At 45.0% G+C, this 15,653-nt stretch carries 17 protein-coding genes; 10 read left to right on the top strand and 7 right to left on the bottom strand.

What is annotated here, in order from left to right; all coding sequences use genetic code 11:
• The first annotated feature begins 203 nt into the window (after positions 1-203).
• From HYR79_01765 to HYR79_01730, 8 genes are all read left to right on the top strand, one after another.
• Positions 204-782 (top strand): leucyl/phenylalanyl-tRNA--protein transferase, encoded by a 579-nt coding sequence (locus tag HYR79_01765; protein ID MBI1820414.1) that lies wholly within the window; start codon positions 204-206, stop codon positions 780-782.
• A 98-nt stretch (positions 783-880) separates the two neighbouring features.
• Positions 881-1,882 carry a heat-inducible transcription repressor HrcA gene (hrcA, locus tag HYR79_01760; protein MBI1820413.1) on the top strand — a complete coding sequence of 334 codons (1,002 nt, stop codon included), beginning with the start codon at positions 881-883 and terminating at the stop codon, positions 1,880-1,882.
• Between the two features lie 16 nt (positions 1,883-1,898).
• The gene (gene grpE / locus HYR79_01755; GenBank protein MBI1820412.1) at positions 1,899-2,429 is read left to right on the top strand and encodes a nucleotide exchange factor GrpE; all 531 of its coding nucleotides are present in this window, start codon (positions 1,899-1,901) and stop codon (positions 2,427-2,429) included.
• Between the two features lie 152 nt (positions 2,430-2,581).
• On the top strand, positions 2,582-4,522 hold the full coding sequence (gene dnaK, locus HYR79_01750) for a molecular chaperone DnaK (protein MBI1820411.1): 1,941 nt from the start codon (positions 2,582-2,584) through the stop codon (positions 4,520-4,522).
• Positions 4,523-4,675: 153 nt separating this feature from the next.
• Complete coding sequence (dnaJ, locus tag HYR79_01745) at positions 4,676-5,767, top strand: molecular chaperone DnaJ (protein ID MBI1820410.1); 1,092 nt, start codon at positions 4,676-4,678, stop codon at positions 5,765-5,767.
• An 18-nt stretch (positions 5,768-5,785) separates the two neighbouring features.
• Entirely contained in the window at positions 5,786-6,535 is a 750-nt protein-coding gene (locus HYR79_01740; GenBank protein MBI1820409.1) for a 16S rRNA (uracil(1498)-N(3))-methyltransferase, read from the top strand.
• Positions 6,525-6,980, top strand: a complete 456-nt coding sequence (locus tag HYR79_01735) for an RDD family protein (GenBank protein MBI1820408.1) — start codon at positions 6,525-6,527, stop codon at positions 6,978-6,980. Before HYR79_01740 ends, HYR79_01735 begins: the two co-directional genes overlap by 11 nt.
• Positions 6,964-7,635 carry a hypothetical protein gene (locus HYR79_01730; protein ID MBI1820407.1) on the top strand — a complete coding sequence of 224 codons (672 nt, stop codon included), beginning with the start codon at positions 6,964-6,966 and terminating at the stop codon, positions 7,633-7,635. The genes HYR79_01735 and HYR79_01730 overlap by 17 nt, the downstream gene beginning before the upstream one ends.
• Positions 7,636-7,660: 25 nt before the next feature.
• Here HYR79_01730 and HYR79_01725 read toward each other — a convergent pair whose 3' ends face one another.
• The 5 genes from HYR79_01725 to HYR79_01705 are packed head-to-tail and all read right to left on the bottom strand — an operon-like array spanning position 7,661 to position 10,775.
• Positions 7,661-8,119: a RidA family protein gene (locus tag HYR79_01725; protein MBI1820406.1), complete on the bottom strand. Its 459-nt coding sequence runs from the start codon at positions 8,117-8,119 to the stop codon at positions 7,661-7,663.
• Between the two features lie 20 nt (positions 8,120-8,139).
• A complete protein-coding gene (locus tag HYR79_01720) occupies positions 8,140-8,931 on the bottom strand; it encodes an ABC transporter permease (protein MBI1820405.1) in 792 nt (263 codons plus the stop codon).
• Positions 8,918-9,664 (bottom strand): ABC transporter ATP-binding protein, encoded by a 747-nt coding sequence (locus HYR79_01715; protein MBI1820404.1) that lies wholly within the window; start codon positions 9,662-9,664, stop codon positions 8,918-8,920. Before HYR79_01715 ends, HYR79_01720 begins: the two co-directional genes overlap by 14 nt.
• Positions 9,665-9,717: 53 nt before the next feature.
• Positions 9,718-10,365, bottom strand: a complete 648-nt coding sequence (locus HYR79_01710; GenBank protein ID MBI1820403.1) for an HAD family hydrolase — start codon at positions 10,363-10,365, stop codon at positions 9,718-9,720.
• Entirely contained in the window at positions 10,362-10,775 is a 414-nt protein-coding gene (locus HYR79_01705; protein ID MBI1820402.1) for an HIT family protein, read from the bottom strand. The genes HYR79_01710 and HYR79_01705 overlap by 4 nt, the downstream gene beginning before the upstream one ends.
• Positions 10,776-11,157: 382 nt before the next feature.
• Between HYR79_01705 and HYR79_01700 the strand changes: the two genes are divergently transcribed.
• On the top strand, positions 11,158-12,036 hold the full coding sequence (locus HYR79_01700) for a methylenetetrahydrofolate reductase (protein MBI1820401.1): 879 nt from the start codon (positions 11,158-11,160) through the stop codon (positions 12,034-12,036).
• A 67-nt stretch (positions 12,037-12,103) separates the two neighbouring features.
• Positions 12,104-13,423, top strand: coding sequence for a replication-associated recombination protein A (locus tag HYR79_01695; GenBank protein ID MBI1820400.1), 1,320 nt, complete (start codon positions 12,104-12,106; stop codon positions 13,421-13,423).
• 65 nt (positions 13,424-13,488) lie between these two features.
• Here the strand turns inward: HYR79_01695 and HYR79_01690 are convergent, their stop codons facing one another.
• Both HYR79_01690 and HYR79_01685 read right to left on the bottom strand, forming a co-directional pair.
• On the bottom strand, positions 13,489-14,814 hold the full coding sequence (locus HYR79_01690; GenBank protein ID MBI1820399.1) for an MFS transporter: 1,326 nt from the start codon (positions 14,812-14,814) through the stop codon (positions 13,489-13,491).
• Positions 14,815-14,972: 158 nt separating this feature from the next.
• Positions 14,973-15,584 (bottom strand): formylmethanofuran dehydrogenase, encoded by a 612-nt coding sequence (locus HYR79_01685; protein ID MBI1820398.1) that lies wholly within the window; start codon positions 15,582-15,584, stop codon positions 14,973-14,975.
• Between the last annotated feature and the right edge of the window lie 69 nt (positions 15,585-15,653).

Genomic DNA, 15,653 nt, shown 5'->3' with positions numbered 1-15,653 from the left:
GCCCGCATCAGAAGCTACCTATCCACAGCTCGTAAAAACGGCTGGAACCTCTTGCAATCCATTTCCCAGTCCCTGACAGGTCAACCGTACTTGCCTGAAATGCTTTTTCCTCCCTGACACTCCTGAGTAGTTACAAATTTTTTATAGAAAATTTCAAAAAGTCGCAGTGAAGGAGATTGCCTCTTCTTGTTTTTTTATTTAAAATGAAGTCCATGACCCCCGAATTTTTGGAAACAGCCTACCGCCAGGGCGTTTTTCCCATGGCAGGTCCTGAAGGAATCATTGAGTGGTTTTCTCCTGACCCTCGGGGAATCATTGAATTCAACCGATTTCATCTCCCCGGCCGGCTGGCCCGCACCATTCGCCAACAGAAATTCCAGATCAAAATTGATCATCAATTTGAGGAGGTTATTCGCGCCTGCGCTAAACGGGAAGAAACCTGGATCAATGAAGAAATTATCACTTCGTATACTGCGTTACACCGATTGGGAAAGGCCCATTCGGTAGAGGCGTACTCGGACGATCGCCTTGCCGGGGGCCTTTACGGGGTAAGTCTGGGAGGGGCGTTTATGGGCGAATCGATGTTTACTCTCGAACGGGATGCGTCTAAAATATGCGTGGTCTTTTTAGTTAACCGGATGAACCAGCGGGGCTTTCAACTCCTTGACACCCAGTTTATCACTCCCCATCTTAAAAATTTTGGAGCCGTCGAAATAAGCAGGGAAGAGTATTTAAAGCGTCTGAGGAAAGCGTTGACGCTTCGCTGCCGGTTTGGAGATTAATCCGGAGGTTTTATAGGTTTGACAGACCTCCCTATTTTTTGTTAAAATTAGCACTCCAACTAAATGAGTGCTAATTAAAAAAACAAACAGAGATTTAAATGGAATTAACCCACCGAGACTATGATATTTTAAATGCCACCGTCGTTTCTTACATTAAAACGGCAACCCCTATTGGCTCGCGGACGATTACCAAACAGTTTGATTTTGGGTTAAGTCCGGCTACGATTCGAAATATCATGGCCGATCTTGAAGATCTCGGCTTCCTGTCGCAACCCCATACGTCTGCCGGAAGAATCCCCACCGAAAAAGCTTACCGTTACTACGTTGATCAGCTATTAGAAGAAAACGAACCGATTGAAATTGAAGCGTATAAGTTTACGAAAAACGACGATTTAAAATCCCTGCTTCATAATACTTCCAAAATATTGTCGCTCTTGTCACGGTATACCAGCATCGTTATGGCCCCTCAATTTAATTCGATGCTTTTTAAACATATTAAATTCATTTCATTAAGAAAAAATGTTGTCCTTGCGATTCTCGTCAATAGTGATGGAAACCCTTATAACAAAACGTTTGAACTTGACGAAACTTTATCCCAGAAAGAGCTGGATAGATTTTCGGCAATTCTCAATGACCGGTTCTCAAATAAGAGCCTTGACGATATCAAAAAGTCCATTTTCAAGGAAATGAACGAAGAAAAGAAACGTTACGAACAACTCCTTAATAAAGTTTTTGACTTCAACAAGAAAAACATTCAAGAGAATCAATTGTTTGTCGAGGGAACCACCAACATCATGGACCTCCCTGAATTCACAGATGTTGAGAAAATCAAGTCTTTATTCAGAGCGTTTGAAGAAAAATTCACGCTTATCAAACTGCTTGACCGCTGCCTTTTCTCGGAAGGTCCGCAGGTTCTGATTGGTTCGGAAAACCCATTCCTTGAGGCCAATGAATGCAGTCTGGTCATCTCCAGTTTTAAACTTGGAGGAAAAGAGGCAGGTGCCATCGGAATCATTGGACCAATCCGAATGGAATATCACAGGGTCATTTCGCTGGTTGACTACGCGGCAAAGATGCTTACCAAAGCCCATCAAAATTAAAAAAATAGGAATAGAAATGGAAGAGGAAAAAGTCGAAAGTCCCGTTCAGCCGGAGGAAATTTCCACAGTTCCCCAAATCGTCCCGGCAGAACGACTCGAAAAAAAAGAAAACGAAATCAAGGAGTTAAAAGAAAAAAATCTCCGTCTTCTGGCGGAGTTTGAAAATTACAAAAAAAGAACGTCACGGGATCAGCTGGAGTCTATGAAATATGCCCAGGAACCCGCTTTAAAAGAATTTCTTCCCATCCTGGATAATTTGGAACGGGCGCTCTTTCATTCGAAAGAATCAAGAGATATTGATAAGTTAAACGAGGGTTTACAGCTGATTATGAAGCAAAGTCAGGAGGTTCTGACTCAATTGGGGGTTTCCCCTCTCCCCGCCAAAGGAGAGATTTTTGATCCAACCAAACATCAGGCCATTTCCCAGGTAGAAACAGATGAACTAGAAGAAAACAGGGTCGTTGAAGAGGTCTCAAAAGGGTATTTTTTTAAAGATCGCATCCTTCGTCCGGCAATGGTTACCGTTTCCAAGAAAAAAAGCGTTTGATCAATCTGAAAAATCACCCCTAACTTTATCCTTAATGGTTTAAAAAGGCTTGTTTTTTTTTAAATCCCCCCTTGATTTATCGGGAATAGATGATTAAATTGTGATCTACAAGTTTAAAATGGACTTATTTTATTGAAATGAGGAGGCTTTAAATGTCAAAAGTAATTGGAATTGATTTAGGAACCACAAATTCATGCGTTTCTATCGTTTCGGGGGGAGACCCGGTTGTTATTGCTAATTCCGAAGGAGGAAGAACCACCCCGTCCGTGGTTGGTTTCACCGACAAGAATGACCGTTTGGTTGGCCAAATCGCGAAAAGACAGGCAATTACCAATCCGGAAAATACGATTTTCTCTATCAAGAGACTGATGGGAAGAAAATTCAACTCAAATCAGGTCAGTGAGGCCAAGAAACGTCTTCCCTATAAAGTTGTCGAGGGGACAAATGGGGATGCCCATGTAGAAATCCGGGGCCGGGTTTACAGTCCGGCGGAAATTTCGGCCATTATTTTGCAAAAAATGAAACAAACGGCGGAAGACTATCTGGGGGAACCTGTTAAAGAAGCAGTCGTCACCGTCCCCGCTTATTTTGACGATAGTCAGAGGCAGGCGACCAAAGACGCAGGAACAATTGCGGGATTAAATGTTCTTCGGATTATTAATGAGCCGACCGCCGCGGCGCTTGCCTATGGACTCGATAAGAAAAAAGATGAAAAGATAGCGGTTTACGATCTCGGAGGGGGAACATTCGATATTTCAATCCTCGAAATCGGCGAAGGGGTTTTTGAAGTCAAGTCAACGAACGGGGATACTTACCTGGGCGGGGACGATTTTGATCTCCGTATCATGGATTGGTTAATCGATGAATTTAGAAAAGATCAGGGAATTGATCTTAAAAAAGACAAAATGGCCTTGCAGAGGCTAAAAGAGGAGGCTGAAAAAGCCAAGATTGCCCTTTCGTCTTCAATGGAAACGGAGATTAATCTCCCCTTCATCACCGCGGATGCAAACGGTCCGAAACATCTCGTCACTAAATTAACCCGCGCGAAAATGGAACAGCTGGTGGATGATCTCATTCAAAAGACCGTTGGACCCTGCAAAAAAGCGTTGGCCGACGCCGGGGTAACCGGCAAGGACATTAACGAGGTGGTTCTGGTCGGCGGAATGACCCGGATGCCCAAAGTCCAGCAGATCGTCAAAGAATTTTTTGGGAAAGAGCCTCATAAAGGGGTAAATCCTGATGAAGTGGTCGCCGTAGGCGCCGCAATTCAGGGCGCGGTCTTAACGGGTGAAGTAAAGGATGTTCTGTTACTCGACGTGACACCTCTTTCTCTGGGAATCGAAACGCTGGGCGGCGTCTTCACGAAGCTAATTGAGCGAAATACAACCATTCCCACCAAAAAAAGCCAAATCTTTTCGACTGCGGCGGATAATCAAACCGCGGTAACCATTCGGGTTTTTCAGGGAGAAAGAGAAATGGCCGCGGACAACAAACTGCTGGGTCAATTCGATCTAGTTGGAATTCCTCCGGCTCCCAGAGGCGTTCCCCAGGTCGAGGTTTCGTTTGATATCGATGCCAATGGGATTGTCCATGTCTCCGCAAAAGACACAGCCACCCAGAAGGAACAGTCGATTAAAATTACGTCCTCAAGCGGTCTAAGCAAAGAAGAGATCGATAAGATGCTTAAAGAGTCCCATGTCCACGCCGAAGAAGATAAAAAGAAAAAAGCGCTGGTTGAAGTCCGTAACGAAGCAGATAGCCTTATCTACAGCGTAGAGAAATCTTTGAAGGAGCTGGGGGATAAAATCTCTTCCACGGAAAAAGACAGCGTACAGGAAAAGGTGAATGCCACGCGAAAGGCGATGGAATCAGACGACGTTGCCGCGATCCGTTCAGCCGTCGAGGAATTAACCAAAACGTCCCACAAATTAGCCGAAGAAATGTATAAAAAAACCGCGGCCGCCGAGGGGACTGCTGGCGCTGGAACCGGATCTGCCGGAGCCGGCGCGGCTGAAGGGGATGGCCATCTTCGTGAAAAGAAAGAAGACGTGGTCGACGCCACTTTTGAAGAGGTTGATAAAGAGAAAAAATAGGCCCTTTTAAAGGTATGTTGCCGCGCAAGCGGCCGCCCGGGCAACACCGGGTAATTTTTATCGTCAAAAGGAGGCGGTTAGATAAACCGCCTCTCTTATGTTCGGTCGGTTTTATCTGTTTTTTTTGGCATACCGTTTCGTGGAGAAAGTTCAGTGGCAAAAAGAGACTACTATGAAGTTTTGGGAGTAGACCCAAACGCTTCTGAAGAAGATATTAAAAAAGCCTTCAGGAAGATGGCGATGAAGCATCACCCCGACCGCCATAAGGGGGATAAAAAAGAAGAAGAAAACTTTAAAGAGGTAAACGAAGCCTATTCGGTTCTCAGCGACTCTCAAAAGCGAAAAATCTATGATCAATACGGCCATGAAGGGGTCGCCGCGGGCGCCGGAGCCGGCGGGTTTGGTGGATTTAGCGATGTCTTCAGCGATATTTTTGAAGATTTCTTTGGCGGTGGACGAGGAGGAAAAAGGGCCGCGCGGGGAAACGACCTGCGTTACAACCTCGACATTTCTTTCGAGGAAGCCGTTTTCGGCGTCGAAACTAAAATTAAAATTCCCCATTGGGACATTTGTTCAAAATGCCATGGAACCGGAGCGCGGTCTTCCGAGGACGTAAAAACCTGTGAAACCTGCAAAGGGACCGGCCAAATCAGGCTTTCTCAAGGGCTCTTTACCGTCAGCCGAACCTGCCACCGGTGTCAGGGAACCGGGACACGAGTCACCGCCGCCTGCCCCGCCTGTCACGGAGAGAAAAGGATTCAAAGAGAAAAGACACTTTCATTAAAAATTCCCGGCGGGGTCGAAACCGGATCACGTTTAAGGTTAAACAGCGAAGGTGAGCCGGGAGAATCCGGAGGCCCCCCGGGAGATCTCTACGTTTTTCTCACGGCAAAAGAACATGAATTTTTCAAGCGGAGTGAAGACAACATTCTCTGCGATGCTTTTATTTCTTTTCCCCAGGCGGCTCTGGGAGCTAAAATTGACGTCCCGACGCTAAAAGGTTCTCATAGCTTGAAGATTCCCGCCGGGACCCTTCCCGGGAAAGTTTTTGAACTGAAGGGAATGGGGGTTCCCCATCTTAATGGTCATGGTGTCGGGAATCAGCTGGTAAGAATCAATATTCATGTTCCTCAGAAATTAAACGCCAGACAAAAGGAACTCCTCGAGGAATACGCAAAGATCAGTGACGAAAAATCTGAAATGGAAAAAGAAGGACTTTTCCATAAAGTAAAAAACCTGTTTTAGGGCTTTAAGCGACAGTGATTGATGCCTGTTTTCTTTATCAAAACCAGCGACCTCAAAGACAAAAAGGTCATCATTTCCGGCCTTCTTTTCAACCATTTAAAAAACGCTCTCCGCTACAAAATAGACGACGTCATTCATCTGGTCGATGAAAACAGGACCGCCTATCATGCGGCCATTACCCGGATGACGGACCAATTTCTCGAAGGAAGCCTGACCTGTCAAGAAAAGAACACTCCCTCATCCGTTCCCCGTCTCATTTTGGCGCCGGCTTTTATTAAACGGAAAAAAATGGAGTTGCTTTTACAGAAGGGAACGGAACTCGGCATCCGGGAAATCATTCCATTGACCACGGCACGAACGGTTATTCAACCCCATGAGGAGCGTTTGGACCACCAACGCGAACGGTGGCAAAAAATTCTCGTCGAAGCCGCGCAACAATCGGAACAGAGTTCGCCGCCGCTTCTCCATGATCCGGTTGAATTCAAGACTTTTATCAAACAACATGGAACCGGCATTGGATTTATTTTTTGGGAAAAGGGAACAAAGTCCTTAAAACAAACCCTCTCCAATCTTCCAAATTTAAGTTCAGTCACACCCATCACCGTCGTCATCGGACCTGAAGGGGGCTTCGATCAAAATGAAATTGATCTGGCCGTTGAAAAGGGTTATATTTCAGTCTCGCTGGGCAAACCAATATTAAGGAGTGAAACCGCTGTCATGGCTGCAATTACCCTTCTCCAATATGAGCTGGGATATTTTGGAACCTGACCAAACGATTCATTACGAGGGATTTTGGAAACGGTCGTTTGCGTTTCTCGTCGATTTGGTCATTGTGAAAATACTGAGTCTGATCCTGATCGGTCTTGGAATTTTGGCCGCCTATCAGGCTCTTGGTGACTTACAGCTCTCAGCTCCTTCAGAAGACCTGGTTTTTCTTTTGTTAGGTTTGTTCGTCCTTACCGGGATAACGATCCTGTTCCTTTATTTCCTCTATTTTAACTGGAAAGGGGTTACGCCTGGAATGAAAATTCTGGGCTTAAAAATTGAATCCATCTCATCGGAGTCTCTCTCCTTCCCGCAAGCGTTCATTCGAACTTTTGGGCTTCTTTTCTCCTTTTTCTTTTTTGGACTCGGCTTTTTAACCCTGTTATTCAATCAAAAAAAACAGACGCTTCATGATCTTTTAGCAGGCACCTATGTCACCAAAAACTAATCCGCAGAGGCGCATTTTTCAACGGCCCGGTTTTTTAAAACTTTTTGGACCATTCGTTTTAGGGTTGATTTATTTGACACCTGTTCACGCCGCTCCTGCTATCATTGATCAGATTCTGGCGGTCGTGGACGGTCAACTGATCACCCAAAGCGATCTCCATTTTCAAATGTTATTTTCCCTGGAATTTCCTTTACTGGAAGAAAAGGACAAAGATCCCCATCTTCAGTTTGCCATTGATCAAGTCCTGTTCCTCGAAGAAGCAGAAAAGTTCGGCGTCGAAAAACCGACTGAAAAAGAAATTAATGCCAGATTAACTGATTTTCAAAACGGTTTTGGAACGGAGGAAAAGTTTCAGGAACTTCTTATTAAAGAAGGGCTCACAATAGAAGACGTGAAAAAACTCATCGTCCGGTATCTCCTGAGTAAAGAATTTGTTGATCAGAGAATTAATTTCTTTATCTTTGTTTCAGATAACGAGATTGAGTCTTTCTATAAGGACCATCTTTCCGACTGGAATGGCGCCTCCCTGGAAGAGGTTCACAGTCAGATCAGCACCCTTCTCTTCGAACAAAAAAGAAAAATTAAATTCGAAGAGTTTCTGGTGAAAAGAAGGGCCAAAGCGACGATTAGAATCAATCCGCCCTATATCCCCTGATTACAGCAGGACCTTCTCAAAAAGATTAAAAAATCTGCACAATCAGTTCTATTTCAACGGGTGCGTTTAAGGGAAGTTCCGCGGCTCCGACCGCAGCACGAGCATGCTTCCCTTTCTCTTCAAAGAGCTCTCCTAACAACAATGACGCGCCGTTAAGCACCTGAGGTTGTTGATTAAAACCTTCGGAAGAAGCCACAAAACCGGTCAGTCTGACGATCTGCTTCACCCGGCTCAGGTCGCCGATCTGTTTCTGAAGGGTCGCCAATGCATTTAAGGCAGCCTGACGGGCACATTCCACTCCCTGTTCAACGGTTAGGTCTTTGCCTAGTTTACCCGTGAATAATAATTTTCCCTCTTTCATCGGAAGCGTTCCGCTGATAAAAACCAAATCTCCTGCTGTTACGGCTGGAACATAAGCGGCCACAGGAATGGGCGGAGGGGGCAGACTAATATTCATTTTTTTTAACTTATCGTGGATCGACATCATAAACCTCTCCTTTTCAATTATTCTCCGCTTTTAAGCAATAAACCCTTTTCTTTTACCTGTCTTACCATGGAGGAAAAAAACAAGACGGCGCTTAACCCATACAACCCGTTTAACCCGAAAGCCCATCCCAATTCAACCAGCGGAAAGGTTTGATGGTTAATCACCTCCCTCATTCCCTCAAAAATATGGGAGGCAGGAACCCAAAAAGCAATCTTTTGGAGGACCGGAGGAAGAACAGTTACCGGATAAAAAACCGCTGACACCGGTTGAAACAGAAAAGCTAATCCCCATGCCAGGACTTCAGCCTCCTGTCCGAGACGGAGAATCGCTCCGGTTGTCATTATTCCGATCGCCCACCCCATCAGGACAAGGTTCAACAAAAACAAAATTAAAGGAAGGCCCAGAGAGAAGACATTGAATGAGTAGAAAATCAGGGCGAGAGAAAAAGTCACCAAAAATGTGGCGACGACCTTCATTAAGCTGACGATTAACGTTCCCATGATAAACTCGCTTAAAGTCAGAGGACTGACAAATAAATTGAGTAAATTTCTAGACCAAACCTCTTCCAGAAACGAAATTGAAATTCCCTGTTGTGCTCGAAAGAAAATGTCCCATAAGATCAACGACCCCAAGAAAAACGAAACAAAAAGCGGAAGACTCCCTTGAAATTTTTGAAGGTATAGGCTGACAAATCCCCAAACCATCAGGTCAAGGACCGGCCAGTAGATGATTTCCATTAACCGGGTCATACTCCTTTTATAAAGGAGAGAATGGCGGTAGATGATCGCGGAAATTCTATAAAGTTTCATCCGGAACCTCCCCTCTGACAACTTCGAGAAAGACCTCTTCAAGGTTTTTCTTTCGATAAAGCGCCATGATCTGCCGGGGGGATCCTTCGGCAATAATCTCGCCTCTATTTAAAAAGATAATTCGGTCAGAAATTTGCTCCATCTCCTTCATATTATGCGAGGTATAGATGATCGTACATGGAAAACGATTTTTAAGATTTTTCAATAATTCCCGTGCCTTATCGGCCATATCAGGGTCGAGGCTTGCGGTTGGCTCATCCAGAAATAAAATGCGGGGACGATTGAGAAGGGCCTTGACCAGATTCAGCCTGGACAATTGCCCCGTAGAAAGATCCCGGGTCAAATGAGTGCCTAAATGCTCAATTTCACAAAGTTTTAGAAGTTCGCGTATCCTCGTTTCATAATCGGGGACATGATAAAGTTTAGAAAAAAAAATCAGGTTTTCTTTTACGCTTAACGAAAGAGGCATGGAAATATAGGTCGATGAAAAATTCACCTGACTTAAGATTTTCTCACGGTTGTGTTGAAAGTCAAGGTCAAAAATTGAAATCGTTCCCGATGTCGGCGTTAATACCCCTAACAACATGGCAATTAAAGTGGTTTTGCCCGCGCCGTTAGGCCCTAACAGCCCCAGGATTTCACCTTCATAAACATGAAATGAGACCCCGTTAACCGCCCGGGTCTTCTCAAATTTTTTAACGAGGTTTTTGACCTGCAGAATAACGTTAGGCATACAAAGATTTCATTTCGTAAAAGATTCGATGATATCTTAAGCCATGAGCCGGATCAGGACTCCAGGGCGGTCAGAAGTTCATCCAGGGAATCCATCAACCTATCCGGAGAATGCCGCGTAAGTTCGGCGCGCGTATAATTCCCGGTAGCGATGCCATAAGCGTAAACGCCGCTGGCCCTGCAAAAATTAATATCGATGGGACCATCTCCCACGTAGATCACTTCCTCAGGAAAAAGATTAAATTTGACTGTTAATTCTCTCATGACGGCCGGATCAGGTTTCAATGGAAAACCGTCTCCATCGCCTATAACGGTCGGGAGATAGGGGAGGAGTTTAAATTCGGATAGAATCCCCCTCGAAAAATCCCCAAACTTGTTGGAAATCACTCCAAGAATCAGATTTTTACGGGAAAGAGTCGAAATCACATGAAAAACATAAGGGAGAAGAAAAGTTTCATGAATATAAACCTCCTTATATTTTGTACGAAAAAGCGTTACCGCTCTATCAGAATCGTCTTTCCCCACCAGATCAAAAAAAGATTCCCTTAAACCTCCCCCAACTATTTTCTTAACCTCCGCCAGGCTCAGCTGGAAGTCTTTTTTCATCTGGCCTAAAGCGTAGTTGTAACTGGTCTGGATGGCAGGAAAAGAATCGACCAGGGTCCCGTCAAGATCAAAAAAAACCGCTTTAACTTTCTTCATAACCACTTTTGAATCTCAAAAATGACCTGTTGGGCCTGTTCGATAGAATATTTTTTTGGAGGATGCGGACGGGTCCAGACGGGTTCCGGCCAGGCAGGGTCTGTCTTAAACCGCGGAATAATATGCCAATGGAGATGCGGCACCTTATTCCCCAAAAGCTCATAGTTTATTTTATCGGGAGAAAATACTGTTTGTAAGGCCTTCGCCGTAAAGCAGACATGATTCATCAGGTTTTTCCTCTCTTCTTCGGACAGGTCAAAAAACTCTTTCACATGTTTTTTATATTCCAGGATACAATAGCCTTTAAAAAACTGGTCTTCGTTCAGGTAAAGAACGGAGTCGGGGTATTCTTTAATTTTTAGAAAGGAAGGTTCCCTGAGGTGCTGACAAACAGCACAGCGATGATTCAATTTTTTTCCAAATCGTTAAAAAATTTTAGTCTAAATTGATTTAGAATAAGAGAAAAACCGATTTCGTTCAAGTCAAAACTGCGGGCAAAATGATCGAAAAATGTTATATTGCAAAACCTTACCCGGAGTTATGGGAGGACCAATGCAGTTTGAATAGGAGTTTTGCAAGCCCCTTTGATTTTCCTTCCAGTATTACACGACTCCTCTCCCCTTGTGGGAGAGGCTGGGAGAGGGGAACAGATCACCTTTCACCCTCCCCTACCCCTCCCATCAAGGGAGGGGTATAATCATAAATAGTTGTCCAGTTATTTAGCGGACACTACACTAGGATGTCCCAAAATTGTCTGGATTTTAAGGAATTTTTCACCTGATTTAAGAATTTATGAAACGGTTTCAAGAGACACTTAAAAAAGGTAAATTCGCGGTCACGGCCGAATTTGGACCCCCGAAAGGGACCGACATCGACACCCTGGTTAAAAACGGGAAGGCGGTTGCCGGAATGGTGGACGGGGTCAACATCACCGATAACCAGAGCGGCGTCATGAGAACCTGCCCCCTTGCCATTTCAAAAATACTCATTGATCTTGGAATTGACCCGATTATGCAGATGACCTGCCGGGATCGAAACCGGCTGGCGATTCAATCTGATCTATTGGGCGCTCACATTCTGGGAATTCGTAATCTTCTTGCTTTAACCGGCGATCCCCCTCATATCGGCGACCATAAGGACTCCAAACCTGTTTTTGACCTCCAGTTAGATCAACTTTTGGGAACCGTTAAGGCTCTTAACTCAGGCAAAGATCTTGCCGGGAACGATTTAACCGGGCCCACCAGCCTGTTTGCCGGAGCGGCGGCAACCCCTGAAGCGGATAATTTTGACCTGGAATGCGCAAAGTTTGAGAAAAAGGTCCAATCGGGCGCACAGTTTTTTCAAACCCAGGCGATTTATAACGTCCCTCAGTTTGAAAAATTTATGACCCATGCCCGGAAATTTTCTGTGAAAATTATTGCGGGGATTATCCTTCTTAAATCGGCCGGAATGGCAACCTATATGAATAAGAACATTCCGGGAATTAAAGTTCCCGAAACCCTCATTCTTTCGCTCGAAAAAGCTGGAAAAGAAAAGGCCCTCGACCTTGGAATTGATATCGCGGTCAATACCATTAAAGATTTAAAGGGTTTGTGCGACGGGGTTCATATTATGGCCATCAATGCGGAACATCTGCTACCCAAGATCATTCAAAAAGCCGGCCTCGCCTAATTCGACTTCTTCTTTTTTTCATTCTCCATTTCAACGCTTCGATTCTTCAACAAGTAGAGAATTATTTATGGATCTTTTTTCACAGAGTGGCCAGCAAAACCCGGATCGGCCTTTAGCCGACCGTATGCGGCCAAAAGCCTTTGAAGAGTTTTTTGGCCAGGAGCATTTAATCGGCCCGGGCAAGATTTTATCCCCCGAAGCGCTGAAAAACCACCCTCCTTCGCTGGTCTTGTGGGGGCCTCCCGGTTCGGGAAAGACAACCCTCGCCCATTTAATTGCCCATATGACCGGTTGTTTTTATGTTTTCTTCTCAGCGGTTCTTTCAGGGGTGAAAGAGGTGCGGGAAATTGTTGCCGAAGCCAAATTCAGGTTTCAAAGCTCGGGTCAAAAAACCCTATTATTCGTCGATGAAATTCACCGGTTTAACCGGAGTCAACAGGACGCCTTTCTCCCCCATCTTGAAGATGGCACCCTGATTCTATTGGGCGCCACCACGGAAAATCCGAGTTTTTCAGTCAACGCCCCGCTCCTCTCACGGTGTAAAGTCCTCGCCCTTAAACCGTTAGAGCTTCACCAGGTCACTGCCATACTTCAAAGGGCCATCGATGACCCCGGGCAGGGGTTAGGAAAAATGACGCTGAAGATTGACGACCCTGTTTTAAGAGAGATTGCGGAGTGGGCTGAAGGAGATGCCAGAAGGGCGCTCAATTTGTTAGAAGCTTGCGTAAACCTCGCCCCGGAACTTCATGATCAAAAGGTTGTGACCGATAAAGAGGTTCGCGAAGCGGCTCAAAGCCGGATTCTTTTTTACGATAAACAGAGCGAAGAACATTATAATACGATTTCGGCTTTTATCAAGAGCATGAGAGGGAGTGATCCTGACGCTTCTGTCTATTGGCTGGCGAGAATGCTGGAGGCTGGGGAAGACCCTCTTTTTATCGCCAGAAGGATGATTGTTTTCGCCTCGGAAGATATCGGAAACGCTGACCCCAACGCCTTGCCGATTGCTGTCGCCGCCCAGCAGGCGTTTCAGGCCGTTGGTCTTGCCGAGGGATGGATCCCGCTAAGTCAGGCCGTCACCTATATGGCCACCGCCCCAAAAAGCAACGCAAGCTACATGGCCTATAAAAACGCCTTGGAAGCCGTTAAAAAAAGGGGAAGTCTCCCGGTTCCGCTTCACCTTCGGAATGCCCCCACCTCTTTAATGAAAGAACTTGGGTATGGAGAGGGGTATCAGTACCCTCATTCGGAACCTGTGAAGGCTAAAGAGCAGACCTATTTACCGGATAAACTCCTTCACGAAAGGTTTTATCTTCCCAAAGATTCCGGTTATGAAAAACAGATCAAAGAATGGATGTCAAAAGGTAAAAAAGATAAGGAAAAATAAAACATCCCTTTTTTCAGGCCATGGGAGGAGGATTCCATCACGGTCACGGGTCAAATGGGAGTTTTTTATTTATAAGGGTGGGTAGAACGTAGATGTTTGTAGAACGCCTGTTTGAAGGAAAAAGCTTCCACTTCCCGGACTTCCTGAATTTTTGGAAGGAACGTCAGATAGACGATAAGTCGTAATGCTCCTGAAATGAAAAACAAAAACAAAAGTTTTGATCTAAGGTGGAAACTCCAGTGAAGGATATCGAAAGAGACTGGAAAGATATTCGTTAAAAGCCCTCCAACCATTGCGCCAAAAAAAATGCCCAGGGCGTTGAGGGTGCTATAAACGGCAATACAGACCGCCCTTTTTTCAGAAGAAACCGCGTCAAAGATAAATATGGTGATACTTAAGCTGAATCCTGCCCAGATAAATCCTGAAAGAATTTGAATCGTTAGAATATAATAGAAATTGGGCGAAAAAAGCCACATGATGGGAAGGAACGGCAACATTAATCCTGTAATCTTTAATACCATCCGGTTTCCAAAACGGTCGGAAAAATTTCCCCAGTAGAGAAAAGTCAAATATTGGCTTAAAACAGCCGTCGCCGCAACCAGCATATATTGCAGATAGGTAAAATGGAGGTCGCGGAGCATATAAACAGCAAAAAAAGGAGCGGCAACCTGAACGGAAAATGAAATGAGGGCCGAAAAAATCACAAACCTTAAAAAGTTTGAATGTTTAAAGTGCCGGTAAAAATGGGTCAGGTAAAATTTTTCAATGGAGGAACTTAAAGAAGGTTCCTCCATTTTTTTTAGGTAATAAAAAGAAAAAATCCTGAAGACGGCCGCCAGCATAAAAATCAGAATAAATCCCGCGGCCGGGTGTCCCGCCGCATGAGTGAAATGAAGCGTCACTCCCCCTGCGCAAAGCCCCGAAAAAGAACAGAGGCTCATAATTTTTGTTCTCCGGCCAAAATAGTTCCCCCGCTGGCCGCGAGGAACCAAATCTCCCATCAGGCTGTTCCAGGGGGGGCTGGCTAAATTACCGAGCAAGAAATAAAGTGAAGCGCCAAGACCCAGAAAAAAAAGGGCGTGTTCAGGAATCAGGAGAGGCATCCATAATAAAGGAAGCCAGGCCACGGCTTGAAGGCCGACACCGGATAAGATCAGTTGTTTGCGATTATTTAAACTGGAAAGGAGGTAAACCGAAAAAAGTTGAAAGAAAGCGCCAAATAATTGGGGAACAGACACAATAAAACCAATCTCAGTGCTCGAAGCTTTAAAAAAAAGGGCAAAGGGAATGAGATAGCTTTCACCTATCCCCGTCATCATGGAATAGGAAGCGCCATCCTTTATGCCATAAGAAAGGCTTTTTTCGGAACCAGAATCATCTTTTTTATGCAAAACGAAAACCTAAACAAATACTTCTTATCCCGGAAAACGGATTTCGTCTGTCGAGGGAACAAGGATTCAATTTAAATAAGAGAGAGACCTTGCTGGGTTCATTCGGTCTATGTTAAATATACCCGATAGGCTGGAAGACGTAAAGAGACGAAAATCGCCTAGGTCCATTTTTTTCGTTCGAGGGCCGCTTCATAGCAGGAGATACAGACCTTTTTTCCGTCAATTTCTTTAAAACGACCTTCGTGGGTATACTCTCCGCAGTTTCCGCAAGGTTTGGCCTTGTATTTTCCGACTTTCGGAGGAGGCGGTAATTTTATTTTTTTAACCCTGAAGAGCTTCTCTTCCGGAAGCGTTAAAATTTCCTGGATCTTTTCATTCAATTCTTTTTGAAAAGCTTCTTTCTGCTCCGGCGTGGCGCCTGGCCCCGTCATCGCCTTCCGCCTGGCGCTGTGGGAACCATCCGGATCAAACGTTTCCCAATAATGACAATAAAGCCGGACCGCGTTCTGGGTTTTGGTGTTTTGGAGGAGGTAAACCGGCTTACCGGTTGCCGTCATCGTGAGATTTCGTTTTCCAAGCGTGCATCCGGTATACTCCTGAATTGCGTCAACGGCGCATGTTTCATTTTCCACCATTGCGACGACCTCTTTCATGTTTTTAAGTTCAGACCCCATCTCCCGGACAGCGGCTTTGGCAATCCGATATCCCATTGCGATATCCAGACACAAATGTCCGTGAAATCCTACGACATCATCAAATGTTTTTTCCATCATTTCTCCATTATATTCAGGGACCCGTGCGGAGACATGATTTAAACCATATGTCCGCTGCGGGGATCG

This window comes from Nitrospirota bacterium (assembly GCA_016178585.1).
Taxonomy (GTDB): domain Bacteria; phylum Nitrospirota; class Nitrospiria; order JACQBW01; family JACQBW01; genus JACOTA01.
The sequence above is the reverse complement of the archived record's forward strand: the minus strand, read 5'-3'. Positions and strand labels throughout refer to the sequence as shown.

Bases quoted from the DNA above. Each gene is read 5' to 3' on its own strand.
- HYR79_01720 (MBI1820405.1), bottom strand. From the start codon at position 8,931: ATGAAACTTTATAGAATTTCCGCGATCATCTACCGCCATTCTCTCCTT.
- grpE (MBI1820412.1), top strand. From the start codon at position 1,899: ATGGAAGAGGAAAAAGTCGAAAGTCCCGTTCAGCCGGAGGAAATTTCC.
- HYR79_01695 (MBI1820400.1), top strand. From the start codon at position 12,104: ATGGATCTTTTTTCACAGAGTGGCCAGCAAAACCCGGATCGGCCTTTA.
- HYR79_01710 (MBI1820403.1), bottom strand. From the start codon at position 10,365: ATGAAGAAAGTTAAAGCGGTTTTTTTTGATCTTGACGGGACCCTGGTC.
- dnaK (MBI1820411.1), top strand. From the start codon at position 2,582: ATGTCAAAAGTAATTGGAATTGATTTAGGAACCACAAATTCATGCGTT.
- HYR79_01685 (MBI1820398.1), bottom strand. From the start codon at position 15,584: ATGGAAAAAACATTTGATGATGTCGTAGGATTTCACGGACATTTGTGT.
- HYR79_01765 (MBI1820414.1), top strand. From the start codon at position 204: ATGAAGTCCATGACCCCCGAATTTTTGGAAACAGCCTACCGCCAGGGC.
- hrcA (MBI1820413.1), top strand. From the start codon at position 881: ATGGAATTAACCCACCGAGACTATGATATTTTAAATGCCACCGTCGTT.
- HYR79_01700 (MBI1820401.1), top strand. From the start codon at position 11,158: ATGAAACGGTTTCAAGAGACACTTAAAAAAGGTAAATTCGCGGTCACG.
- HYR79_01730 (MBI1820407.1), top strand. From the start codon at position 6,964: ATGTCACCAAAAACTAATCCGCAGAGGCGCATTTTTCAACGGCCCGGT.
- HYR79_01715 (MBI1820404.1), bottom strand. From the start codon at position 9,664: ATGCCTAACGTTATTCTGCAGGTCAAAAACCTCGTTAAAAAATTTGAG.
- HYR79_01725 (MBI1820406.1), bottom strand. From the start codon at position 8,119: ATGTCGATCCACGATAAGTTAAAAAAAATGAATATTAGTCTGCCCCCT.